The organism is Bradyrhizobium sp. GW821-FHT13H05, assembly GCF_058804065.1.
The window spans coordinates 63081-85937 of the sequence record NZ_JBXAPO010000019.1; the positions used below are offsets into that span (position 1 = coordinate 63081).

At 64.5% G+C, this 22857-nt stretch carries 23 protein-coding genes and 1 tRNA gene; 20 read left to right on the forward strand and 4 right to left on the reverse strand.

Going from position 1 to position 22857, the window contains the following annotated elements:
• Window positions 1-32 precede the first annotated feature (32 nt).
• The 3 genes from AC1RR3_RS34770 to AC1RR3_RS34780 are packed head-to-tail and all read left to right on the forward strand — an operon-like array spanning window position 33 to window position 3662.
• On the forward strand, window positions 33-1250 hold the full coding sequence (locus tag AC1RR3_RS34770) for a multidrug effflux MFS transporter (protein ID WP_492829180.1): 1218 nt from the start codon (window positions 33-35) through the stop codon (window positions 1248-1250).
• A 15-nt stretch (window positions 1251-1265) separates the two neighbouring features.
• Window positions 1266-2663, forward strand: a complete 1398-nt coding sequence (gene guaD, locus AC1RR3_RS34775) for a guanine deaminase (RefSeq protein ID WP_492829181.1) — start codon at window positions 1266-1268, stop codon at window positions 2661-2663.
• Between the two features lie 15 nt (window positions 2664-2678).
• Complete coding sequence (locus AC1RR3_RS34780; RefSeq protein WP_492829183.1) at window positions 2679-3662, forward strand: antibiotic biosynthesis monooxygenase; 984 nt, start codon at window positions 2679-2681, stop codon at window positions 3660-3662.
• Window positions 3663-3739: 77 nt separating this feature from the next.
• On the opposite strand, the gene AC1RR3_RS34785 is transcribed toward AC1RR3_RS34780, so the two are convergent.
• Window positions 3740-4033, reverse strand: a complete 294-nt coding sequence (locus tag AC1RR3_RS34785) for a MerR family transcriptional regulator (RefSeq protein ID WP_492829184.1) — start codon at window positions 4031-4033, stop codon at window positions 3740-3742.
• An 85-nt stretch (window positions 4034-4118) separates the two neighbouring features.
• On the opposite strand from AC1RR3_RS34785, the gene AC1RR3_RS34790 reads away from it, so the two are divergent.
• On the forward strand, window positions 4119-5129 hold the full coding sequence (locus AC1RR3_RS34790; RefSeq protein WP_492829186.1) for a zinc-dependent alcohol dehydrogenase family protein: 1011 nt from the start codon (window positions 4119-4121) through the stop codon (window positions 5127-5129).
• Window positions 5130-5184: 55 nt separating this feature from the next.
• Entirely contained in the window at window positions 5185-6087 is a 903-nt protein-coding gene (gene rnz, locus AC1RR3_RS34795; RefSeq protein WP_492829341.1) for a ribonuclease Z, read from the forward strand.
• A gap of 15 nt (window positions 6088-6102) precedes the next feature.
• Here rnz and AC1RR3_RS34800 read toward each other — a convergent pair whose 3' ends face one another.
• Together AC1RR3_RS34800 and AC1RR3_RS34805 are read right to left on the reverse strand one after the other, a co-directional pair.
• Window positions 6103-6834: a DUF3750 domain-containing protein gene (locus tag AC1RR3_RS34800; protein WP_492829188.1), complete on the reverse strand. Its 732-nt coding sequence runs from the start codon at window positions 6832-6834 to the stop codon at window positions 6103-6105.
• 95 nt (window positions 6835-6929) lie between these two features.
• The gene (locus AC1RR3_RS34805; protein ID WP_492829190.1) at window positions 6930-7787 is read right to left on the reverse strand and encodes an IclR family transcriptional regulator; all 858 of its coding nucleotides are present in this window, start codon (window positions 7785-7787) and stop codon (window positions 6930-6932) included.
• A 120-nt stretch (window positions 7788-7907) separates the two neighbouring features.
• Here AC1RR3_RS34805 and AC1RR3_RS34810 point away from each other — a divergent pair, with 120 nt between their 5' ends.
• The 15 genes from AC1RR3_RS34810 (at window position 7908) to AC1RR3_RS34880 (ending at window position 22137) form a co-directional block, all read left to right on the forward strand.
• Entirely contained in the window at window positions 7908-8828 is a 921-nt protein-coding gene (locus tag AC1RR3_RS34810; protein WP_492829191.1) for a dihydrodipicolinate synthase family protein, read from the forward strand.
• A 27-nt stretch (window positions 8829-8855) separates the two neighbouring features.
• The gene (locus AC1RR3_RS34815) at window positions 8856-10295 is read left to right on the forward strand and encodes an FAD-binding oxidoreductase (RefSeq protein ID WP_492829193.1); all 1440 of its coding nucleotides are present in this window, start codon (window positions 8856-8858) and stop codon (window positions 10293-10295) included.
• A gap of 2 nt (window positions 10296-10297) precedes the next feature.
• On the forward strand, window positions 10298-11404 hold the full coding sequence (locus AC1RR3_RS34820) for a four-carbon acid sugar kinase family protein (protein WP_492829343.1): 1107 nt from the start codon (window positions 10298-10300) through the stop codon (window positions 11402-11404).
• On the forward strand, window positions 11401-12438 hold the full coding sequence (gene pdxA / locus AC1RR3_RS34825) for a 4-hydroxythreonine-4-phosphate dehydrogenase PdxA (RefSeq protein WP_492829195.1): 1038 nt from the start codon (window positions 11401-11403) through the stop codon (window positions 12436-12438). Before AC1RR3_RS34820 ends, pdxA begins: the two co-directional genes overlap by 4 nt.
• Window positions 12439-12451: 13 nt before the next feature.
• Window positions 12452-13582, forward strand: coding sequence for an iron-containing alcohol dehydrogenase (locus tag AC1RR3_RS34830; protein WP_492829196.1), 1131 nt, complete (start codon window positions 12452-12454; stop codon window positions 13580-13582).
• 55 nt (window positions 13583-13637) lie between these two features.
• Window positions 13638-14609, forward strand: coding sequence for a Bug family tripartite tricarboxylate transporter substrate binding protein (locus AC1RR3_RS34835; RefSeq protein ID WP_492829198.1), 972 nt, complete (start codon window positions 13638-13640; stop codon window positions 14607-14609).
• A 462-nt stretch (window positions 14610-15071) separates the two neighbouring features.
• Window positions 15072-15881, forward strand: coding sequence for a hypothetical protein (locus tag AC1RR3_RS34840; protein ID WP_492829200.1), 810 nt, complete (start codon window positions 15072-15074; stop codon window positions 15879-15881).
• Between the two features lie 306 nt (window positions 15882-16187).
• A complete protein-coding gene (locus tag AC1RR3_RS34845; protein WP_492829201.1) occupies window positions 16188-16391 on the forward strand; it encodes a hypothetical protein in 204 nt (67 codons plus the stop codon).
• Between the two features lie 168 nt (window positions 16392-16559).
• Window positions 16560-16633, forward strand: a tRNA-Gln gene (locus tag AC1RR3_RS34850).
• A gap of 166 nt (window positions 16634-16799) precedes the next feature.
• Window positions 16800-17162: a DUF1428 domain-containing protein gene (locus tag AC1RR3_RS34855; RefSeq protein ID WP_492829203.1), complete on the forward strand. Its 363-nt coding sequence runs from the start codon at window positions 16800-16802 to the stop codon at window positions 17160-17162.
• 320 nt (window positions 17163-17482) lie between these two features.
• Entirely contained in the window at window positions 17483-18736 is a 1254-nt protein-coding gene (locus tag AC1RR3_RS34860; protein WP_492829205.1) for an ABC transporter substrate-binding protein, read from the forward strand.
• A gap of 64 nt (window positions 18737-18800) precedes the next feature.
• Window positions 18801-19664, forward strand: coding sequence for a branched-chain amino acid ABC transporter permease (locus AC1RR3_RS34865; protein WP_492829207.1), 864 nt, complete (start codon window positions 18801-18803; stop codon window positions 19662-19664).
• Window positions 19665-19677: 13 nt separating this feature from the next.
• Window positions 19678-20664, forward strand: a complete 987-nt coding sequence (locus tag AC1RR3_RS34870; RefSeq protein WP_492829209.1) for a branched-chain amino acid ABC transporter permease — start codon at window positions 19678-19680, stop codon at window positions 20662-20664.
• Entirely contained in the window at window positions 20654-21421 is a 768-nt protein-coding gene (locus tag AC1RR3_RS34875; RefSeq protein ID WP_492829211.1) for an ABC transporter ATP-binding protein, read from the forward strand. The genes AC1RR3_RS34870 and AC1RR3_RS34875 overlap by 11 nt, the downstream gene beginning before the upstream one ends.
• Entirely contained in the window at window positions 21418-22137 is a 720-nt protein-coding gene (locus AC1RR3_RS34880) for an ABC transporter ATP-binding protein (RefSeq protein ID WP_492829212.1), read from the forward strand. The genes AC1RR3_RS34875 and AC1RR3_RS34880 overlap by 4 nt, the downstream gene beginning before the upstream one ends.
• Here the strand turns inward: AC1RR3_RS34880 and AC1RR3_RS34885 are convergent.
• Window positions 22119-22805, reverse strand: coding sequence for a TetR/AcrR family transcriptional regulator (locus AC1RR3_RS34885; protein WP_492829213.1), 687 nt, complete (start codon window positions 22803-22805; stop codon window positions 22119-22121). The genes AC1RR3_RS34880 and AC1RR3_RS34885 overlap by 19 nt on opposite strands.
• Window positions 22806-22857 lie beyond the last annotated feature (52 nt).

A 22857-nucleotide genomic window follows, 5' to 3' on the forward strand; every position in this document is an offset into this window, starting at 1 on the left:
TGGGGCCCGCGGGCATCGAGGGGGCGTAAGCCATGACTGCACTTGCTTCGGACGCCGGTCGCGCGAAGGGTGGGATCGTGCCGATCCTCTTGTGCGTCGTGCCGTTCAGCCAGATTCCGCTCGATGCCTATACGCCGGGCCTGCCGCAGATGGTGGTGGATCTGGCAACCGATTCCGCGTCGATGCAGAACACCGTCACCGCCTACATGCTCGGCATGAGTCTGGCGCTGGTGCCGGTCGGCATCGCCTCCGACACGCTCGGCCGCCGCAACGTCCTGCTTGCGGGGCTCTCGGTGCTCATCGCGATGAGCATCGCCTGCGCGCTCGCCACCAGCGCCTCGCTGCTGCTGGGCTTGCGCTTCCTGCAAGGCATCGGCGGCTGCACCTGCCTCGTGGTGTCCTATGCGGTCGCGGCCGATTGTTTTCGCGGCCGAGAACTTACCGCGATCTCCGGCCTGCTTGGTGCGGCCTGGGGGCTTGCGCCCGTGCTGGCGCCGGCAGCCGGCGGCTTCATCGTCGAGCTGACGTCCTGGCGCGGCGTGTTCGTCATCATCGCCATTGCTGCGGCCATCGTCGCCACGATCGTCCTCTTTCTTCTGCCCGAGACGCTGCCTGCAGAGCGACGCGCGCCGTTCGATCCGCGCCGTACCGCCGGTATTCTGCGCGAGGCGCTTGTCCGTCCAGGCTTCCTGGCCTTCGTGCTGGTCTTTGCCGCCGCCGCCAGCGCGCAGCTGGCATTCGGCGTCGTCGCGCCGTTCTTCTACCAGAGCGGCCTCGGCTATTCGGCCGCCATCTACGGCCTCGTTGCGCTCGGTCTTGGCGGCGTCAACCTCGCCGGCGAGCTCGGCTGCGCACATTTCGCGCACTTCATGCCGGCTCGTGTCATGGGCTTCGGCGCCTTCGCACTGTTTCTTGCCGGCGCTGCGGTCCTGACCGCGACCGGCATGGTCGTCGGTCTCGATTTTGCGTCGATCACGCTCGGCGGCGCTTTGGTGCTTGGCGGCTGCGGCGTGCTGTGCCCGATGATGTACGGCATGGCGCTCGGCCTGTTCGAGCGCGACCACGGCCTGATCGGCGGCCTCATCAGCGCGCTCTGCTATCTCGCCGTGAGCGGCGCCATGGCGATCGCGGCGGTGCTGCCCGAAGCGACGCAAGAGCCGATCGGCTGGCTCTATCTCGGCCTCTGCGCCATTGCGGGCACGCTGCTTGCGCTCTCGCTTCCCGCGGCGCGCCAGACCACACAGACTTAAGGAAGGAACCAATTCATGACCACCGTCGGTATTCGCGGCACGTTCTTCGACTTCGTCGACGATCCCTGGAAGCACATCGGCAACGAGCAGGCGGCCGCGCGCTTTCATCAGGACGGCCTGATGGTCGTCACGGATGGCGTCATCAAGGCGTTCGGTCCCTATGACAAGATTGCCGCCGCACATCCGGGCGTGCAGATCACTGATATCAAGGACCGCATCATCGTTCCGGGCTTCATCGACGGCCATATCCATCTGCCGCAGACCCGCGTGCTCGGTGCCTATGGCGAGCAGCTGCTGCCGTGGCTGCAGAAGTCGATCTACCCCGAGGAGATCAAGTACCGGGATCGCAACTACGCGCGCGAGGGCGTGAAGCGTTTTCTCGACGCGCTGCTCGCCGCCGGCACCACCACCTGCCAGGCCTTCACAAGCTCCTCACCGGTCTCGACCGAAGAGCTGTTCGAGGAAGCGGCCCGTCGCAACATGCGCGTGATCGCGGGCCTCACCGGGATCGACCGCAACGCGCCGGCCGAGTTCATCGACACGCCCGAGAACTTCTATCGCGACAGCAAGCGGCTGATCGCGCAGTACCATAACAAGGGCCGCAATCTCTACGCCATCACGCCGCGCTTCGCCTTCGGCGCCTCGCCGGAGCTGCTGAAAGCGTGTCAGCGTCTCAAGCACGAGCATCCGGATTGCTGGGTCAACACCCACATCTCCGAGAACCCGGCCGAATGCAGCGGCGTGCTGGTCGAGCACCCGGACTGCGAGGACTATCTCGGCGTCTACGAGAAGTTCGACCTGGTCGGTCCAAAATTCTCCGGCGGCCATGGCGTCTATCTCTCGAACAACGAATTCCGCCGCATGTCGAAGAAGGGCGCGGCGGTCGTGTTCTGCCCGTGCTCGAACCTGTTCCTCGGCAGCGGCCTGTTCCGCCTCGGCCGCGCCACCGATCCCGAGCATCGGGTGAAGATGTCGTTCGGCACTGACGTCGGCGGTGGCAACCGCTTCTCGATGATCTCCGTGCTCGATGACGCCTACAAGGTCGGCATGTGCAACAACACGATGCTCGACGGCAGCATCGATCCGGCGCGCAAGGATCTCGCCGAGGCCGAGCGCAACAAGCTCTCGCCTTATCGCGGCTTCTGGTCGGTCACGCTCGGCGGTGCCGAAGGCCTCTACATCGACGACAAGCTCGGCAATTTCCAGCCCGGCAAGGAGGCCGATTTCGTCGCGCTCGATCCCAATGGCGGCCCGGTGGCGCAGCCCTGGCACCAGTCGCTGGTCGCCGACGGCGCCGGTCCGCGCACGGTCGATGAAGCCGCGAACATGCTCTTCGCCGTCATGATGGTCGGCGACGATCGCTGCGTCGACGAGACCTGGGTGATGGGCAAGCGCCTCTACAAGAAGAGCTGAAGCGGACCGCCGCCGATGAACGGGTCACCTGATAAGGCCGGCCAGCCGGTCGCCCTCGTCATCCAGCGTCGCATCGCCGACGAGGGCTTCGCCGCGTTCGCGCGGTGGAACGGCGAGGTGGGCGAGGTGCTCAAGACGTGGCCCGGCTTTCTCAGCCAGGAGGTCGTGCCGCCGCAGCCGCCGGCGCATGTGGACTGGGTGACGATCGTGCGCTTCGCCAGCCCGGCCGCGGCGCGCGCCTGGCTTCAGAGCGAGGTGCGGACAAAGCTGATCGCGGAGGTGCAGCGCTTCTTCGTTGGCTCGGAGGATGTCCATATCCTGCCCGACACCGGCGTGCAGCGCGACAGCGCCGTCTCCGCCGTCATCTCCTTCAAGGTGCCTGCTGGATTAGAGGACGCATTCCTCACCTGGCAGCAGCGCATCCAGGCTGCGGAAGCCGAGTTCAAAGGCTTCCTTCGCCACAAGATCGAACGGCCAATACCGGGCCTGCACGACGAATGGATCGTCATCCTGTCGTTCGACAGCGATGCCAACCTCAATGCGTGGCTGGACTCGCCCTTGCGGCAGACCCTGCTCAAGGAGGGCGCGCGCTTCAACGCCGGCATGAACGTCAAGCGGGCGAGCTACGGCTTCAATTTCTGGTTTCCTTCCGGCAAGACGCAGGCGCCGGAGCAAGGCCCTGCGCTGATCTGGAAGAGCAATCTCATCGTCCTGCTGGTGCTCTATCCCGTGGTCTACCTCTGGGGCTATTTTATCAGCCGGCCGCTGATCGACAGCCATGGCGTGCCGATCTGGCTGTCGCTCTTCGTCGGCAATCTCGTCAGCACCCAGTTGCTCGGCTGGTGGCTCGTGCCCGCCGCCTTCAGGGCGCTCGACTGGTGGATCACGCCCAAGGCGGCGATCAGTCGCCAGATCGCGGGCTACGCGTTGCTCGCCGCGCTCTACGCCGGGTCGATGGGCCTGTACGCACTGCTGCTTGCGTGGCATTGGGGGCGGTGAGGCCCCAGTTCACGATCCGGCGATCAGTTCACGCTCGACAGGAAGCCCGCCAATATTGTCCGGCTTTGGCTGAGCGTCTAGATACGTTCGTCGATGAGGCTGACCTGATCAGCGAGTATTTTTCGTAGATTGTTGCACGGCGTAAATTCCGGATCGTTGTTCCTCACGCACGGGAGCAATTGCTGGATCGTTTCGAGCGTCATCCCGGCCGCGCCGAGCATCTTGATCCGCCGAACGGTTTGCTCTTCCGTCGCGCCATAATCGCGATACCCGGCGTCTGTGCGTGGCGGCGCAAGCAGCCCTTCGGCTTCGTAATACCGCAGCATTCGGATGCTGACCCCCGTCCTGCGGGAGAGTTCACCAATCTTCACTGCAAAACCCTCTTGACCCTGACAGTGCTGTTAGACCTTACAGACTCTGCTCGTCCCTGTGAACACCCCTGCGGGAGGAGCAACAATGAAAGCCTACCAATTGAACAACCAGCCCGGTGCTGGCGGCCTTGTGCGGGTCGATGTCAGTAAACCCGAACCCGCGAGGGGTGAGGTTCGCATCCGGGTCGAAGCAGCAAGTCTGAATTATCGCGATCTTTTGATCCTCGACCGCGTCGGCCAAGGCGCGCTCAACGGCCGCGTGCCGCTCTCCGACGGCGCGGGCGTCGTTGACGCGATCGGCGCCGGCGTTCTGCAATGGCAGGTTGGAGACCGCGTCGCTGTGTCGTTCTTTCGCGATTGGGTCTCCGGGCCGTTCAGGACCAGCTATGTTCCGTCGGCCCTCGGTGGCAACACGATGGACGGAATGCTGGCAGAATACGTCGTGTTGCGGGCAACCGCGCTCGTCTCGGTGCCGGCGCATCTGTCCGTGGTCGAGGCCGCGACCTTGCCCTGCGCAGGCGTCACGGCCTGGCACGGCCTCATCGCGCGGGGCGGGATGGGCAAAGGCGACACGCTGCTGGTCCAGGGAACAGGTGGCGTCGCGCTGTTCGGCCTCCAGTTCGCCGCGGCACTGGGCGCGCGTGCAATTGTGATATCCTCGTCGGATGAGAAGCTCGCCCGCGCCAAGGCGATGGGCGCCTCGATCCTCATCAACTACCGCGACACGCCCGACTGGGATGTCGCCGTGATGAAGGCGACGGACGGCGAAGGTGCCACTCATGTCCTCGAGCTCGGCGGTCCCGGCACCTATGACCGATCGCTGCGATCGGTCGCTTCGGGCGGCAAGATCGTCCAGATCGGTGTTTTGACCGGGTTCGGCCCGAAGCCCGATCTCGCGCGCCTTCAGTGGGAGAACGCCGACATCATCGGTGTCACTGTCGGATCAGCCGAACATTTTGCCGCGATGAATCGATTCTTGACCGACAAGGCGATCCACCCGATCGTCGATCGGGTATACGGCTTCGACGAGGCCCCCGAGGCGTTCGCCTATCTCCGGACTGGCTCACACTTCGGCAAGATCGTTGTGAAACCGTAAGGTCTCAGGCAAGTCAGGGCGAAGCAGCTGCCCAACCTCTCGACAAGTGATGACCATGTTCGCCCTGACATTTCTCGGGACCTCGGCCAGCGTTCCCTCCGCGGAACGCAACCACCCGGCACTCCTCGTGGAGGGGGCCGGCCAGCGTATCCTCGTCGATTGCGGCGAGGGCACGCAGCGGCAGTTGCTGCGCAGCGGCGCGGGCTTTCGGCGGCTTGATCGCATCCTGCTGACGCACGCGCATCTCGATCACGTGCTCGGCATCCCCGGCCTGTTCTCGACGCTGGGCTTGCGGCAGACCTCCGATGTGATGACCGTTCATGGCAGCGAAGGCACGCTCGACTTCGTCATCCGGATGCTGGCGGGCCTGTGGGGCGCGGGCAGGGCGCCGATCCCGGTGGAGTTTGTGGCGCTGACTGAAGGCCAGGTCATTGACGCCGGCGACTTCACCATCGACTGCTTTCCGGTGCGCCACCGCGACACCGGCAGTTTTGGTTTCGCCTTCAAGAGTCCCGCGCGCCGCCACCTTCGGTCCGATCGCCTTGCCGCGCTCGGTGTTCCCGACGGTCCCTTGCGCGGCGAGTTGGCGCAGGGACGACCGGTTGTCATCGCCGACCGACGGATCGATCCGGAGGACGTGCTGGGGCCGCCGGGCGGCGGCAAAAAGCTCGTCGTGATCGGCGACACCGAGACCACTGAGGGACTGTCGCAATATGTCGCTGACGCCGACCTGCTGGTGATCGAGGCGACGTTCCTCGATCGCGACGCGCCAACCGCGCGGAATTACGGCCATCTCACCGCGGCGGAGGCGGCTTCGTTCGCGGCGGCGAACAACGTCGGGCAGCTCGTGCTGACCCATATGTCGGGACGCTACGAGGACGAAGAGATTCTCGCCGAGGCGATGAAGGTCTTTCCGAACACACGGATCGCCGCTGATTTCGATCACATCGTTGTCTAGTGATCGTGACGAGCCTTACAGGCCGATCGCAACACCCAGGCGGCCGATGCCGGGCAGCTTGACGGCGGGACGTCTGATGTCGAGGCCAAGCACGGCACCGAAGAAGTTGATCTCAAGACCTTCGACCCAGCCGAGAGTGAGGCCGAGATAGCCGGAGAGCGAGGCGTAGAAGCCGGTGCGAGAGGCGGTCAGCCCGATCCATTGCCCGGAATAGGGATAGTCCTTGCCGATGGCGGTCGGCGGCAGAACCGCGCCAAGTTCGGGCACGGCATTCAAGGCGGCTTGAACGAAGGTGTTCGAATTCGGCCCCGGCCAGGCGCTGTAATCACCATAGGCCTGAAACTTGTAGGTCTCGATGACAGATCGAATCCTGGGAATGAAGAGCTCGGCCTGTGGCCCGTCGACCGCCACGACGGTTTCCGGCAGGGCGCCGAACCATCGTCCATCGGGAGCGAATCCGTTGCTCCGGATCGGCTCGCCCCACGCCGTGTAGTCGTATCGGCTGTAGCTGGTTGCGTCCTTTTCCTTGATGACGATCCATGTGTGGACCGCGAAGATGCTTCGCCACCGCACCGTTCGCGCCGCGTAGATCCGGATCAGGGCATCGGGATGGGACGAGGCCGGAGGCAACAGACCTGCGCTGGAACGGTCGGCCGTCTGCCAATTGCCGCGACCATCTCCAAGCCAGTAATACCGCGCGGCCGACACGCCGATCGGCACGAACACCAACAGCAGAAATGTGAGCACGGCTTTTCTCAAGAGAAGGTCGGGAGTGGGAGGGCGAACCAACGAGATATAGTTCGATCGAGCTCTCACGCCAGCCCAGTCAGCCAAGAACGCCCTCAGCTCGACAATCCCGACTTGATCGCGAGGTCCTGCACCTGGCTCGTCACCTGCATCAGCCGCGGCAGCGCCTGGTCGCGAAAGGCGGTCATGTCCATCCGCGTCGCATCGACGGTGACGCTCAATCCCCCGATCACAAGACCCTGGCCGTCGAAGACCGGGGTTGCCAGCGTGCGCAGGCCATAGGCGTTCTCGCCGTCGGAGACGGCATGACCTTTCTTCTTCACCTGATCGAGCCGGGCGAGCAGGGCGTCGAGATCGGTCAGCGTCCGCTCCGACAGTTTGACGCGGGGCCGCGCCTCCAATCGTGAGATCTGCTCGTCCCGCGCCAGATGCGCCAGCATGACATGGCCGAGTGCGGCGCTGTAGGCGGGAATGCGCGTGCCCGGCCGGCGATCCATCTTGTAGCGGTCGAGGCCGGCGCTGATGCGCGCGAGATAGATCACGTCGCCGCCGTCGAGGATGCCGAGCGAGGCGGCATCGCCGACATCGGGCACGAGGCCGCGCAGCAGCGGCTCGACGATCGGCCGCAGCGATCCATGTGACAGCACGGTGTAGCCAAGGTCGAGACAGGCGAGGCCGAGGCGGAACCGGCGGCTCTGGGGAACGGCCTGGAGATAACCCAGCTCGACCAGGGTCTGGATCAGCCGGAACGCAGTTCCGCGATCGAGATCAGCACGTGCGGCAACTTCACTCAAGGTGAGCTCGAAGGCCTCGCTGCTGAAACTTTTGAGCACGGCGAACGCCTTGCCGACCGAAGCGACGTAATTCTTCGGGTTATTCTTGGGAGTTTTCGGCGTCGTTTCCGCCGTGCGCTTGGCGGCCTTCTTTTCGGCCTTGCTCTCAGCCCTAGCCATGCTCGAATGCCCCGCCATGAAGCTGCCCTTGACGCCGCGGCAGCCTGATCTTACCAACAGGTCAGATCATAACAAATGTTCGCATTCCGAACAATATCATTTTGACGATCGGAGGAAGTTTTGTCCACATCATCGCTGCACCCTTATGGCGTGTTCTCCGCGGCGTTGACGCCGCTCGATGCCGAGCTCGCGCCCGATCACGCGCGTTTTGTCGAGCATTGCCGCTACCTCCTGGACGAAGGCTGCGACGGCATCGCGCTGCTCGGCACCACGGGTGAGGCGAACTCCTTCTCGGCCGCCGAACGCATGGCGCTGCTCGAAGCCGTGGTCGCTGCCGGCATTGCGCCGCAGCGGCTGCTGCCCGGCACCGGCGTTGCCGCGCTGACCGAGACCATTGCGCTGACGCGTCACGCGCTCTCGGTCGGCGTCGACACCGTGGTGATGCTGCCGCCGTTCTACTACAAGAACGTCACCGACGACGGCATCTATGCCTCCTACAGCGAGGTGGTGCAGCGGATCGGCGATGCCCGCCTGAAAGCCGTCCTCTATCACTACCCGCAGATGTCGGCGCAGCCGATCTCGCATGTGCTGATCGAGCGGCTGCGCAAGACCTATCCGGCGACGTTCACCGGCATCAAGGATTCGTCCGGCGACTTCGCCAACATGACTGCGATGGTGGAGCGCTTCCCTGGCTTCGCCGTCCTGGGCGGTGCCGATCCGTTGATGCTGCCGCTGCTGCGCAAGGGCGGCGCGGGTTGCATCACAGCGACCTCCAATATCGTCGCGCGCAGCCTTGCGTACGTCTACAAGCACTTCCGGGATAGCGACGACGACCCGGCGCTTGGGGCGGCGCAGGCGCGCATCGTCAAGGCGCGCGAGCTGGTCTCGAAATTTCCGCAGATGGCCTCCCTGAAGGCGCTGGTCGCCGAGCGCACCAGGCATGCCGGATGGCAGCGTCTGCGGCCGCCGCTGGAGTCATTGCAGCCCGACCAGCTGAAAGAGCTGCTCGCGAATGCTGCGGCGTTCGCAGCCTCCGCCTAAAGCTGGTACGGACGGCGAGGCGATCCGATGTCCTATTCTTTCCAGGATGCATTGACCGGGCTTGCCGCGATCGTCGGCGACAAGCACGTCATCGCGTCCGGGCCTGACCAGGAGCCTTATGTTGTGGACTGGCGCGGGCGTTATCACGGCCGCGCCGTTGCGGTGGTGAAGCCCGGCTCGACCGCGGAGGTCGCCGCAATCGTCAAGTTCTGCGTGGCAAGGCGGCTCGCGATCGTGCCGCAGGGTGGCAACACCGGCATGTGCGGCGCTGCAACACCTGACGACCATACCGGCAATGTCGTGATCCGGCTCGACCGCATGAGGGCCATTCGCGACGTCAGCCCGCTTGCCAACACGATCACGGTCGAAGCCGGCTGCATCCTCGCCGAGGTGCAGAACGCGGCGAAAGACGCCGACCGCTATTTCCCCCTGAGCTTAGGGGCCGAGGGCTCCTGCCAGATCGGCGGCAACATCTCGACCAATGCGGGCGGCACTGCCGTGCTGCGCTATGGGCCGACGCGCGATCTCGTGCTCGGGCTGGAGGTCGTACTGCCTGACGGGCGAATCTTCAACGGCCTGCGCGCGCTGCGCAAGGACAACACGGGTTACGCGCTCAAGCAGCTGTTCATCGGCGCGGAGGGCACACTCGGCATCGTCACCGCGGCGGTGCTGAAACTATTCGCGCCGCCGCGCAGCTCGGCCTTGGCGTTGTTGAAGCTGCAGGGCGTCGAGCAGGCGCTCGAGATCATGGCGCGCCTGCGCGGCGCGGTCGGTGATCGGCTCGGCAGCCTCGAGATCATGTCGCGCTCGCAGATCGAGGCGATTGCCGCGACAGTGCCGCATGTCGCCATTCCCTTCGAACTGACGACACCGTGGTATCTGATCGTTGAGCTGACCGACACGCTTCCAGGCGTCGACCTGAACGAGCCGCTGGCTGCGGTGCTTGCGGATGCCATGGAAGCCGGGCTCGCGGACGACGCGATATTAGCCTCCAACCTGGCGCAGGCGAAGGCGATCTGGTCCGTCAGGCACAGCGTATCCGAAGGCAACAAGCGCAGCGGTTACGTCGTGTCGCATGACAGCGTGGTGCCGCTGGAGCGCCAGGCGGCGTTCGTTGACAATGTCGAAGCCCGGATCAAGGCCGCCGTGCCGCATGCGAACGTCGTGATGCACGGCCATATCGGCGACGGCAACATCCATGTCGTGGCGCTGATCGATCGCGTGCATTGCCAGGACCCGGATGCGACCGCCAGGTTGGTGGCCGAGATCAATGAGATCGTCGATGACGAGACCGCTGCGCAGGGCGGGGCCATCAGTGCCGAGCACGGCATCGGCGTCACCAATCGCGGCCGGCTCGCCCGCGTTGCCGATCCCCTCGACATCGAGCTGATGCGCGACATCAAGCGATTGCTGGATCCGCACGGCTTGATGAATCCGGGCAAGATATTCAGCACGGGAGCGGCATGACGATGACGAGCGTCCGCCTGCTTGCCGACGATCTCACCGGTGCGCTCGACACCGCAGCGGAGTTCGTCGGCCTGTGCGGACCGTTCGACGTCACCTGGCCGGAAGCGTCGGCGACACCGGGCTCCCGGAGCCTTGCGATCGACAGCGGCACCCGCGAACGGTCGAAGACCGAGAGCGTCGAGATCGTCGGACGGCTGGCGCCGCAGCTCCAGGGGGCGACGATCGCCTACAAGAAGGTCGATAGCCTCCTGCGTGGTGCCTGGGCGGCCGAGCTCGGCGCCTGCCTGCGTGGCCACCAGTGGGCCTCCTGCGTGGTCGCGCCCGCCTTCGATTATCAGGGACGTCGCACCGTAGGTGGCCAGCAATTCGCGCGCACGGTGCAAGGCGAATGGCATCGCGTTGGCGACAATTTGCTGGATCAATTGAGACAGGACGGCATCGAGGCGCGGCAAGGGCATGCGGAGACGCTGTCGCAAGGCGGCGTTCAGGTGTTTGATGCCGAAAGTGACATTGATCTCGATCGCGTTGTCGAGATGGGACAGCGCATGCCGGGGCCGGTGCTGTGGTGCGGAAGCGGCGGATTGGCCGGCGCGCTCGCCCGTAGCCACCGCGCCGATGCGCCTGGCCAGTTGAAGCTGCCGGTGCTGGGGCTATTCGGCTCCGACCAGCCCGCCACCGCGTCGCAGCTCGCCGCGTGCGGCGAGGCGACGATCGCGCTTGCGGAGGGTGAGGGCGCGGCACGCGTCCAGCGCAAGTTGGCAGATGATGGTGTGGCACTGGTCAAATTCTCCCTCGCCGAGGGGCTGTCACGCGCGGAGGCGGCGCGGCGGATCGCACGCGAAATGACCGCGCTGATTGCCGCGCTCGACCCGCCCGGCACGTTGATCGTCGCCGGCGGCGAAACCTTGAAAGCTGCATGTGTTGCCCTTGACGCACATGCCCTTGAGGTGACAGGGCGCATCGTGCCGGGATTGCCGCGCTCGATCCTGCAAGGCGGGCGCTGGACCGGCGTCGATGTCATCTCGAAATCCGGCGCGTTCGGTCCCAGCGAGCTGTGGCGCGACCTGCTCCGGGACAATCATCTGCTCAGAATGGAGAGTCCGATATGACCTCTCGTCACCTTGCCATCACCATGGGCGATCCCGCCGGGATCGGGCCCGAGATCATCGTCAAGGCCTGTGTCGGGCTGAGGGACCGGATCGCGAGCGGCGACCTGCGCCTGTTGATCATCGGCAGCGGCGCAGCGCTGAAGGGCGCCAAGGCCGCGCTCGGCACCGACGTCGCGATCCCGGAGGTCGCGGCCGACGATCGCGAATGGCCCAATCTGTGTTACCTGCAGGCCGACGCCGAAGGCGATCCCATCAAGCCAGGCGTGCTGAGTGCCGATGGCGGGCGCTTCGCCTACAAGGCGATCGAGCAGGGTGTGCGCCTGACGCAGGCGGGCCGGACCGGGGCGATCGTCACCGCACCGCTCAACAAGGAAGCGCTCAACAAGGCCGGCTATCATTTCCCTGGCCATACCGAGATGCTGGCGCATCTCACCGGCGTGCGCGGCTCAGTGATGCTGCTCGCCCACGGCAACATGCGCGTCAGCCATGTCTCGACCCATGTCGCGCTGGAGGATGTGCCGAAGCGTCTGACGCCGGAGCGGCTGCGCATGGTGATCGACCTCACCAACGACGCCTTGCTGCGGCTTGGTATCGCCAAGCCGAAGATTGCGATCGCGGCGCTGAATCCGCATGCGGGCGAGGGCGGTCTGTTCGGCCGGCAGGATATCGACGTGTCCGCGCCGACGATCGCGAAAGCAGTCGCCGACGGCCTCGACGTCGTCGGCCCCGTGCCGGGCGACACCATCTTCGTCAAGCTGCGTGCCGGCCAATACGATGCCGCGGTCGCGATGTATCACGACCAGGGGCACATCCCCGTCAAGCTGCTCGGCTTCCAGGTCGATCCCGCGACCGGCCGCTGGCAGGAGCTCTCGGGCGTCAACATCACGCTGGGCCTGCCGATTATCCGCACCTCGGTCGACCACGGCACCGCCTTCGACATCGCCGGCAAGGGCATCGCCAACGAGCACAGCCTGATCGAGGCCATCGATTATGCCGAGCGGCTGGCCGCCGGCGCCTCCGTGTCCAAATCATGAGATCGATCGCACGATGACCAACGCCTTCACGCCCATCGAAATCCAACGTCCCACCATCCTGGAATTCGGCAACGGCACGATCAGTGCTGCGGCGCGCTTCGCCGAGCGGATCGGCGCCAAGCGGCCGCTGGTGATCTCCGATGCGTTCAACGCGCGCCGCGTCGACACGCTGGCGCTGCCGGGGGCGGTAAAAGTGTTTGGCGACGTCAAGCCTGAGCCGGACCTGCCCAATCTCGAAAAGGCGGTGGCGATGGCGAAACAGGTCAAGCCCGACCTCGTGGTCGGCTTCGGCGGCGGCAGCGCGATGGATCTCGCCAAGCTAGTCGCGGTGATGTGTACGAGCGACGTGCCCTTTGCCGACATCGTCGGTCCGGAGAAGGTCGCCGGCCGTAGCGTGGCGTTGATGCAGATCCCGACCACGTCGGGTACCGGCAGCGAGGCCGGCACCCGCGCGCTCGTCACCGATCCCGTCAGCCAGAACAAGCAGGCGGTGCAGAGCCGCTTCATGCTGGCCGATATCGCCATTGTCGACCCCGACCTGACGATGACGGTGCCGAAGGAGGTGACTGCGGCCACCGGCGTCGATGCACTGGCGCATTGCGTCGAGGCCTATACCAGTCGCAAGGCGCATCCGACGATCGACCTCTACGCGCTCGAGGGCGCGCGGCTGGTCGGACGCTATCTCAAGCGCGCGGTGGCGGATGGCGATGACCGCGAGGCGCGCGCCGGCCTTTCCCTGGCTTCGCTCTATGGCGGCTATTGCCTTGGACCTGTGAACACCACCGCCGGCCACGCCGTGGCCTATCCGCTCGGCACGCGCCATCATATCGCGCACGGGCTCGCCTGCGCGGTGATCTTCCCGCATACGCTGGCCTTCAACATGCCGGCAGTGGAGGCGAAGACTCTCGCGGTGCTGGATGCGCTTGGACTGTCGGTGCGCAGCGATCCGAAGCTTGCGTTCGACGCGACTTACGGGTTCTGCAAGAATCTCGGCGTCGAGATGCGACTGTCCACGCTCGGCGTGCCCAAGAACGATCTCGGCGTGATGGCTGACGAAGCGCATGCCATTCGCCGCCTGCTCGACAACAATCCGTGCGATTTGAGCCGGGACGCGATCCTCGGGATGTATGAGGTCGCATTCTAACGCGCCCGTGGCGCGGCAGCCAATCAACAACACAGTGAAAACAGAGGAAACTTCGATGAGATCGATGTGGCTTGGTCTTGCCTCAATGGTGCTGCTGGCGATGTCGCCGGCGAAGGCGCAGGACGGCTATCCGTCCAAGCAGGTGACGGTGATCGTTCCCTTCGCTGCCGGCGGCACCGCCGACATCTTTGCGCGCATGGTCTCGAACCATTTGCAGATGAAGCTCGGCAAGCCCTTCGTGGTGGAGAATGTCGGCGGCGCCGGCTCGATCCTCGGCGTAACGCGGCTGGCGAAGTCGGCGCCGGATGGCATCACGCTCGGCCTTGCCAGCACCTCCGCGCTCGCGATCAACCCGTCGCTCTACGGTCCGAAGCTCAGCTACCAGCCGGACAAGGATCTGGCGCCGGTCGCTCAGATCAGCGTCGTGCCCAATGTTTTGGTCGTGAGCCCCACCAAGATCAAGGCGCGTACCGTGCCGGAGTTGATCGCCTATCTGAAGGCAAACCCGGACAAGGTCTCGTTCGGCTCGGCCGGCGTCGGGACCTCGCAACATTTGGCCGGCGAGCTGTTTCAGCAGATGACCGGGACCAAGATGGTGCACGTGCCCTACAAGGGCTCGAGCCAGATGCTGACGGACCTGCTCAGCGGCCAGATCGATCTCGCCTTCGACAACGTGCCGCTGCTGCTGCCGCAGGTGAAGACCGGCCAGCTCGCGATGCTGGCGACAGCAACGCCAAAGCGTGCGGCCTTCGATCCGGAAGTCCCGGCTGTGGCCGAATTCCTGCCGGGCTTCGAGGCCGTGGCCTGGCACGGCTTCTTCGTTCCCGCCGCGACACCGAAGCCGATCGTCGAAAAGCTCTCCGCCGAGATCCGTGCCTTCATGCAGCAGCCGGAGACGGTGCAGAAGATGGCCGAGCTCGGCGCCGCCGCGGTCGCCGTGGATTCCGAGCCGTTCAAGGCCTACATCGTCTCCGAGACCGAGCGATGGAAGAAGGTGATCGAGGCCGCAAACATCAAGCTGGAGTAGGCGGCCAGATCGGCTGCGCTGCCGACCTTCGAAGTGGACCAGCGCGGATTGCGCCTCGGCGGGTGCAGTCGCGCGGCCCCGTTGGCGCCACGCAACCATGGCGGGTGAATGTAAATGTTGCACCTAGTAACGCAACCTTAAATTGACGTCTCCCTGAGCTGATCCTATAACTCCCAAGTCGCCACTTTCGGGGCGACGTTCTCAGACAGGAGCACTCAATGGGAAAACGTTCTGAACGGAAGCCCTCAAATCCGATGAGAGCTACGGTCGGCATGGGCTACGGCGGAAATATGCCTGCCAAGATCGCCAAGCACCTGAAGAAGGGCACGACAAAGGACCAGCAGAAACCGACATCGAGTGTGTCGGCCAAGTAGAGTCCAGGAGCGCAGTGGGACGCAGCCTGGGTTCATTGAGACATGTCGTAGCCGGGCTGCGTCGCCGCTCGTGAGCGAGAGCGAAAAGATGGAAACCGAAGCGCCGACCAGAAGCCCTGTCGTGGTCTTTCGCAAGGCCCTGCTGAGTTCACCCGGGCCACTTCGCGCGGACGCTTCTGCGCTGGGAACGCTTCCCACAGCCGCATTCCAGTATTGTGAAGCAATTCGGACGGCGTCCTCCTTTGGCTGGTACATCTTTCCTCCCTGCGATATCCGGGCGCTATGGGATGGCACCCAGATCCTGCTGGCCAGGAACGGGGAGTGGTGCCCGTTGGACGCAGTACCCTATGACATCGTGAACGATATCGATCCGACGTTCATCGATTATTGGGGCAAGTTCGCGCCGCACGACATGAAGAAGAATTGGCCCCCGTTGGTCACGGGGCTGTTTCATCCGGGCATTTTGCAAATATGGTCGGGCTTGCTGGTCACGACCGCAAAGGGGTGGGGGCTGAGTGTCGGCCCGACATGCAATTTGCGCAGCTCCAGCGACTACGTCCCCTACGAAGCGATCGTCGAGGCGAACTATTGTCGGCCTCTGTTCATCAACGTGCAGTTGATTGCGACCGGCCGAGAGATTTTCATTTCCAAGAGCCGGCCGTTGTTTCAGGTGAAGCCGGTGCATGAAAGCTGCTTCTCGGACGAGACGATGCGCTGCGAGGAGCTGGACGGTATCGTGCCCATTGGCGATACGGAAACCGGGATGAGGGAAGCGGACTGGGACGGATATCGCGCGTCGGTCAGTTTGCTGTATGAGCCCGAAGCATTTTCGCCGGGCCGCTACGCGGTCGAGCGGCGGAAAAATCGAAAGCGGGTTCAACACAAGGAAATTCGGTAGCCGGCTGCCCGCCGTCAATTGGACCATGCGCGCATGAGCCGTGGATCGATCAACGCCGAGTGCGAGGTTTTGAAGGTGCCGGTGCGGGGAGTTGGCGCGCGGTACCGCCGCCCAGTTGTGCGACGTGCCAGCCCGGCGCGAACGTCAGACGCCCGCATTGTCGGGGAAGGGCTCGATCGGCGCGTGTCGCGGCATTCGCCTGGCCGTTAGCCTTACCGGTCAAGGTTGACGCCACATCGTCCGCACAAGGGGACCCAATCGCTATATTCCGGGTATCCGAAGAGTGACCCATGTTTTGAGAGCACGATGTCCCGTTCCCTTGAATTGATCGTCGATGGATATGTCCGGCTGAACGATCGCGATGCGCTTCACGATATTCTGGCGCATCGGCAGGATCTGCTGCGGCAGCTGGTGTCGGTCACCGGCATAGACCCGCGGCAGTCCATCGCGCAGGTCAGCGAGGAGATCACAATCATAGAAGCTGGCCTCGCGACGCTCGCCCCGGATTAGGTGCATCCGGGTCCCCGCCCGGTCAACAACCCTCTGCACCGCAGTGCTTGCCAGCCTAAGTCCGAGCGGGTAGAACGCTGCCACGCCTGAGCCGTGATTTGCGCCAAACGCGCTTCCGGCCACAGCCGGACAGATCAATAAGATATTGAATTTGTTCGGCTATTCCGTTGGGGAATGGTGTAACGGTAGCACAACAGACTCTGACTCTGTTTGTCTTGGTTCGAATCCAGGTTCCCCAGCCAATTCCCGGCGCTTCTCCAAGCTCATGATTTGCCTGCCGCAGCCGCTCCGGCCGCGAAACCGTCGCCGCCGGCTCGCGACGGTTTGCCTCATCTGAAATCACGCCTCTGCCGTCGGATCGCTGACTGCCCCGTCGTCCTTGGGAGACACAACCCCGGGAGATCCGTGATGCCCTATGTCGATGGTTTCGTGCTGGCCGTGCCGAAGGACAAGATCGAGGCCTACAAGACGCTGGCCACAACCGCCTGTAATGTCTGGATGGAGCACGGCGCGCTCGATTATGTCGAATGCATCGGTGACGACGTGCCCTATGGCGAGCTGACCTCGTTTCCGCGGGCGGTGATCGCGAAGGAGGACGAAGTGGTCGTGTTCTCCTGGATCGTCTACCGCGACCGGGAGACGCGCGATGCCGTCAACAAGAAGGTGATGGCCGACGAGCGCTTCCATGGCGCCGACATGCCGTTCGACGGCAAGCGCATGATCTATGGCGGCTTCACGACGCTGCTGCGGGCGAGCGACGTCATCGGCTGAGCGAAGTGGAGCGGGGAGGCCCGTAGCCCGGATGGAGCGCAAGCGAAATCCGGGTCCACCGTCCCGCATTCCGCTTTGCTCCATGCGGGCTACGCTTCTTTTCTGTCGCTACAGTTGTTTCGCTTGTGCTGATCGACGTCAGATTGAACGCGCATCATCGCTGCTCCCTTATGCAGCATCGTCGCAATCCGTTTCACCTTGCCGGTAATCGGCTGGCATGCCATCCTCTCATCGCCAGGCATAATCAAACGGAAGCGGGCGGCTTGCCCTAGCTTTCCAAAAAACCTTGGTTGGGGAAACCCTTTGGGAGGTCTGATTTTATGACATTGAAGCACGTCACCGGGCTGCTTTGCGCAGCCGCGATGTCCCTTGCGCTCGCCGCCGGCGCGCAGGCCCAGGACAAGGTGGTCAAGATCGGCGTGATCCTGCCGATGTCCGGCGGGACCGCCTCGATCGGCGCACACGCCAAGGCGGCGATCGAAGTCGCCATGGACATCATCAACAACGCCCATCCCGAGCTCGGCAATCTTCCGCTGGCGAAGAACGCGGGTCTTGCTGGCCTCGGCGGCGCCAAGATCGAGGCGGTGTTCGCCGACAACCAGGGCAACCCGGCGACGGGGCAGAACCAGGCGCTGCGGCTGATCACGGAAGACAAGGTGGCGGCCGTGTTCGGCGCCTACCAGTCCGGCATCACGCTGACCTCGAGCGCGATCGCCGAGAAATACGGCATTCCCTATCTGAACTCGGAGTCGGTCGCCGCCAATCTCACCGAGCGCGGTTTCAAATGGTTCTTCCGCACCACGCCGATCGCGACAGATTTCGCCAAGGCCTATGTCGACTTCCTCGCCGACATGAAGGCGGCCGGCGCCAGGACCGATGCGATCGCGCTGGTCCATGATAACACCGAATACGGCACTTCGGTCGCCAACACGATCAGCACCGCCTTCAAGGACAAGGGCCAGCCGGTCGCACTCGACGTCGCCTATCCCGTCAATGCGACCGACGTGCAGGGCCAGGTGCTCCAGCTCAAGGACAAGAAGCCCGACGTGATTATCATGATCAGCTACACGTCGGATGCGATCCTGTTCGCCAAGACGATGCAGTCGCTCGACTACAAGCCGTCGATCCTGCTCGCCGACGATGCCGGCTATTCCGATCCGTCCTTCATCAAGGCGGTCGGCAAGATCTCGCAGGGCGCCTTCAACCGCTCGTCCTGGGCCGTGGGGCCATCAGGCTCGCCGTCGGCCATCATCGCCGACATGTACAAGAAGAAGAGCGGCGAGGAGATGGATGACACCGTCGGCCGCCAGATGCAGGGCTTCTTCGTGCTCGCCGATGCCATCGATCGCGCCGGCTCGACCGACCCGGCAAAAATCCAGACCGCGCTGAAGGCGACCGACCTGAAGCCCGAGCAGCTGATGATGGGCTACAAGGGCGTGAAGTTCGACGACAAGGGCCAGAACGTCCTCGCCTCCGGCCTCATCATCCAGCTCCAGGATGGCGAGAACTACACGGCGGTATGGCCGAAGGCCAGTGCCGAGAAGGCGCCCGTGCTGCCCTACAGGGGCTGGTGAGATTTGAAGGCGGGGCCGCGCGCCCCGCCATTCCCAAAATGATTTGATCAGAGCAACGCGGCTCATGTCCTTTGTTCTCGTGCAGGTGATCGTCGGCGGGCTTCTGCTTGGCGCCGTCTACGCCCTGTTTTCCTCGGGCCTCACGCTGGTGTGGGGCATGATGAACATCGTCAATTTCGCGCATGGCGATTTCGTCATGCTCGGCATGTACGTCGCCTATGTCGTCTACACCCTGATGGGGGGAGGGCCGCTTCTCGGCGCCCCGCTGGCGACGCTGGTGCTCGCGACCGTCGGCGTCGTGGTCTATTTCGCCCTGATCCGCGACATCATGAAGGGGCCGATGCTGGCCCAGATCCTCGGCACGTTTGGGCTCGCGCTGCTGCTGCGCTATTCCGTGTTCTGGTGGTTCGGCGCCAACTTCCTGTCGATGCCGCAGGATATCGTCGGCGGCACTTACGCGTTCGCCGGCCTGCGCATCGAGGCCTCGCGGCTGCTCGCGGGTGTCGTCGCACTGCTGGTAACGCTCGGCCTGCACCTGCTCCTGACGCGCACCTCGCTCGGTTCGAAAATGCTGGCGGTGGCGGAGGATCAGACCGCGGCCCAGCTCATGGGTATTCGGCCCGACACCATGCAGGCGATCGCCTGGGCGATCGCGGCCGGTGCCACCGGCCTTGCCGGCGCGCTGATCGCGAACTTCTTCTACATCGTGCCGACCGTCGGCGAGACGCTCGGCATCGTCGCTTTCGTGACGGTGTCGCTCGGCGGCTTCGGCAGCGTGCCCGGTGCACTGGTTGCGGGCCTTCTGATCGGTGTCATCGAGTCGCTCTCCGGCTATCTGATCGGCGCGATCTACAAGGACATCGTCGTCTATGTCCTGTTCCTGCTCTTCCTCTGGTTCCGGCCACAGGGCCTGATGGGCAAGACCTGATGAGAAAGATGTGATGCGGCGCCTGATCTGGCTCTCGGTCGTCGCAGCCTTTGCGATCGCCTATCCGCTGCTGCTGTCCTCGCCGTTCCAGCAGCGGCTGGGCGCGCTGGTGCTGCTCTATGCGATTGCGGCGTCCGCCTGGAATATCGTCGGCGGTTATGCCGGGCAGGTGTCGGTGGGACACGTCGTGTTCTTCGGTTGCGGCGCCTATGCCGCAATGGGGTCCTACGCCAAATTCGGCCTCTCGCCGTTGTTCGGTATCCCCGGCGGCATCGTTGTCGCGGTGGGGCTCGCCGCGATCATCGGCGTGCCGACGCTGCGGCTGTCAGGCCATTACTTCAGCATGGCGACCATCGCCGTCGCCGAGACGATGCGGCTGATCGTCACCAACACCGAGTGGCTGGGGGCGGCCGTCGGCCTCTCGGGTCCGACAGTGCCGCGCAATATCTTCGATCTCTCGTTCCTGTCGTCGCTGCCGTATTACTATCTCTTCCTCGCCGTTCTCGCGATCACGCTGCTGATCACCTGGTGGATGACCAACAGCCGGATGGGATTTTACCTGCGCGCGATCAAGGATTCCGAGCGAGCCGCGCGTTCGCTCGGCGCGCCGGCCGCACGCACAAAGCTCTACGCTTACATGCTGAGCGCGGCGCTGACGAGCGTTGCGGGTGCGCTCTATGCGATGATGTTCGGATTCGTCGATCCCGAGTCCGGCCTCGGCATCCTGATCTCGGTGAAGATCCTGATCATGGCGGCGCTGGGCGGGGCAGGGCTGCTGTTCGGACCGCTGGTGGGAGCCGCGATCCTGGTGCCGCTGGAGGAGATCTCCAACAGCTGGCTCGGTGGCCGGGGCGCAGGCCTCACCTTCGTGCTCTATGGCGCGATCATCGTGCTGATCGCGCGCTTCCAGCCCGGCGGCCTGCTCAGCCTGTTCACGCGCCGCAGCAAGGCCAAGATTGATACGTCGAAGACGGACGCGGGAGCCGGCCATGCTCCTTGAGGCCCGCGGGATCACAAAGGCGTTCGGCAGCTTCAAGGCGGTGGACGATGCCTCCGTGACGCTGGAGCAGGGCGACATTCTCGGCCTGATCGGCCCGAACGGAGCCGGAAAATCCACCTTCTTCAACTGCCTCACCGGCGATCTCAAGGCCACCTCCGGCCGCGTGCTGTTCGAGGGGAGCGACATCACCGACTTCGCGCCGGAGCAGCGCGCCGGGCTCGGGCTCGCGCGCACCTTCCAGGTGCCACAAACCTTTGAGGGCATGACGGTGCTCGAGAACGTCATGATCGGGGCGTTCCTGCGCACCTCGCATCGCAAGGAGGCTGAGACAAAAGCACGCGCGGTGCTGGAGCGGGTCGGCATGAACAGGCTTGCCGATGCACCGGCCCGCTCGCTCGGCACGCCCGGCCGCAAGCGGCTGGAGATTGCGCGTGCGCTTGCGACCGAGCCAAAGGTGCTGCTGCTCGACGAGGCCATGGCCGGCCTCAACGCGCATGAGGTGAGGCTCGCGATCGATCTCGTCCGCGACATCCACCGCTCCGGCATCACGCTCGTCATCGTCGAGCACATCATGGAAGTGATCATGTCGCTCGCCAGCCGCGTCATGGTGTTCCACCAGGGCAAGGAGATCGCCCGCGGCTCGCCGCGCGACGTCACGTCCAATCCGGCCGTGATCGAGGCCTATCTCGGCAAGCGCGCGGCCAAGGCGGCCGCCGGCCATACGCCGGTCGAATTGATGGGCGGGCCGGACCTATGAGCGGGGCGCTGCTGCGGATCGAGCACCTCGAAGTGCGCTATGGCGACCTCATCGGCGTCTCCGACGTCTCGCTGGAGGTGCCCGAAGGCAGCGTCGTCGCGCTGCTCGGCTCCAATGGCGGCGGCAAGACCACAACGCTGAATGCGATTGCCGGGCTCATTCCCGTGCATTCAGGATCGATCAGCTTCCGCGGCGAGGAGATCGCAGGCCAGAAGGCGTTTGCGATCGTGCGCAAGGGCCTGGCGCTGTCGCCGGAAGGCTGGCGGCTATTCGTGCAGCAGAGCGTCGAGAACAATCTGATGCTCGGTGCCACGCCGCTGCACGACAAGTCGCGCCAGGCCACGCTGCTCGAGCGCGTCTACGAGTTCTTTCCGCGCCTGAAGGAGCGCCGCAACCAGCGCGCCGGCACCATGTCCGGCGGCGAGCGGCAGATGCTTGCGGTCGGCCGCGCGCTGATGAGCGATCCGAAGCTGCTGATGCTCGACGAGCCCTCGCTCGGCCTTGCGCCGGCGGTGGTCGAATCCATGTACGAGACTTTTGGCCGCCTGCATCGCGAGGGCCTGACCATCCTGCTCGCCGAGCAGTCGATCGAGCTTGCACTGGAAGTCTCGGACTTTGCGACCGTGCTCCAGGTCGGGAAGAGCGTATTGTCCGGCACAGCGGCGGCGCTGGCCGAGGATCCTCAGGTGCAGAAGGCCTATCTCGGCGGGAGCTGATTGATCTCGGCCTGAAGCAGCAGCAACAGGCACCCGGCCAGCCGCGTCTCGATCTCCTTCGACCGAAGCTGTAGCGGGCCGGGATCGTTGAGGATCGCGTTCACCAGCGTGCCCAGCACGATTTGGAAGCCGAAGGCGATGGTGCGGGTCTTTGCCGCCTTGCGGCCCTTGCCCATGGCCGGCAGCAGGAGAGGGGTGGCACGCAGCGTGGTCGCCTTCGCGAGCGCCTTGAACGGGGTCCATTTGTCCGGACGGGTGTCGTCATGCTGAAGCGCGGCGCGCAGCACACCCTCGTGGTTGCGGATCCAGGCGACGATGCCGCTGACGATGACATGGCAGAGCTTGTCGAGGCTCGTCTCGACTGATGGCTGCCTGATTTCGCCCAGCCGCTGCTCGCCGTCACGCACGGCCAGCGCCATCAGTGCGTTGAAATAGGCCTCCTTGCTCTCGAAGCGGCTGTAGAAGGCACCGACCGTAACTCCGACTTCAGTGCAGAGCGCCTCGATCGAGAGCTCGGCAAGGCTGCGCGTCCGCAGCATGTCGGCGCCGGCGCGCAGCAGCGCCAGCGTCGTCTCGCGGCTGCGCTTCTGCCGCGACGGGGCGACGCCCGGCAGGTCGAAATCGCGAGATCCGGGCTCTATCGACGATGGCCGCATCCGTGCTTGCATCTGCCCCAAATCATAATCATAATTCGGATTATAATTTAGATCGGGGCGAGCC

Excerpts from the sequence above, each read along its gene's own strand:
- guaD (WP_492829181.1), top strand. The coding sequence starts at position 1,266 with ATGACCACCGTCGGTATTCGCGGCACGTTCTTCGACTTCGTCGACGAT.
- rnz (WP_492829341.1), top strand. The coding sequence starts at position 5,185 with ATGTTCGCCCTGACATTTCTCGGGACCTCGGCCAGCGTTCCCTCCGCG.
- AC1RR3_RS34805 (WP_492829190.1), bottom strand. The coding sequence starts at position 7,787 with ATGGCTAGGGCTGAGAGCAAGGCCGAAAAGAAGGCCGCCAAGCGCACG.
- AC1RR3_RS34780 (WP_492829183.1), top strand. The coding sequence starts at position 2,679 with ATGAACGGGTCACCTGATAAGGCCGGCCAGCCGGTCGCCCTCGTCATC.
- AC1RR3_RS34860 (WP_492829205.1), top strand. The coding sequence starts at position 17,483 with ATGACATTGAAGCACGTCACCGGGCTGCTTTGCGCAGCCGCGATGTCC.
- AC1RR3_RS34880 (WP_492829212.1), top strand. The coding sequence starts at position 21,418 with ATGAGCGGGGCGCTGCTGCGGATCGAGCACCTCGAAGTGCGCTATGGC.
- AC1RR3_RS34830 (WP_492829196.1), top strand. The coding sequence starts at position 12,452 with ATGACCAACGCCTTCACGCCCATCGAAATCCAACGTCCCACCATCCTG.
- AC1RR3_RS34815 (WP_492829193.1), top strand. The coding sequence starts at position 8,856 with ATGTCCTATTCTTTCCAGGATGCATTGACCGGGCTTGCCGCGATCGTC.
- AC1RR3_RS34820 (WP_492829343.1), top strand. The coding sequence starts at position 10,298 with ATGACGAGCGTCCGCCTGCTTGCCGACGATCTCACCGGTGCGCTCGAC.
- AC1RR3_RS34770 (WP_492829180.1), top strand. The coding sequence starts at position 33 with ATGACTGCACTTGCTTCGGACGCCGGTCGCGCGAAGGGTGGGATCGTG.
- AC1RR3_RS34840 (WP_492829200.1), top strand. The coding sequence starts at position 15,072 with ATGGAAACCGAAGCGCCGACCAGAAGCCCTGTCGTGGTCTTTCGCAAG.
- AC1RR3_RS34870 (WP_492829209.1), top strand. The coding sequence starts at position 19,678 with ATGCGGCGCCTGATCTGGCTCTCGGTCGTCGCAGCCTTTGCGATCGCC.
- AC1RR3_RS34865 (WP_492829207.1), top strand. The coding sequence starts at position 18,801 with ATGTCCTTTGTTCTCGTGCAGGTGATCGTCGGCGGGCTTCTGCTTGGC.
- AC1RR3_RS34885 (WP_492829213.1), bottom strand. The coding sequence starts at position 22,805 with ATGCAAGCACGGATGCGGCCATCGTCGATAGAGCCCGGATCTCGCGAT.
- AC1RR3_RS34855 (WP_492829203.1), top strand. The coding sequence starts at position 16,800 with ATGCCCTATGTCGATGGTTTCGTGCTGGCCGTGCCGAAGGACAAGATC.
- AC1RR3_RS34875 (WP_492829211.1), top strand. The coding sequence starts at position 20,654 with ATGCTCCTTGAGGCCCGCGGGATCACAAAGGCGTTCGGCAGCTTCAAG.
- AC1RR3_RS34845 (WP_492829201.1), top strand. The coding sequence starts at position 16,188 with ATGTCCCGTTCCCTTGAATTGATCGTCGATGGATATGTCCGGCTGAAC.
- AC1RR3_RS34790 (WP_492829186.1), top strand. The coding sequence starts at position 4,119 with ATGAAAGCCTACCAATTGAACAACCAGCCCGGTGCTGGCGGCCTTGTG.
- AC1RR3_RS34835 (WP_492829198.1), top strand. The coding sequence starts at position 13,638 with ATGAGATCGATGTGGCTTGGTCTTGCCTCAATGGTGCTGCTGGCGATG.
- pdxA (WP_492829195.1), top strand. The coding sequence starts at position 11,401 with ATGACCTCTCGTCACCTTGCCATCACCATGGGCGATCCCGCCGGGATC.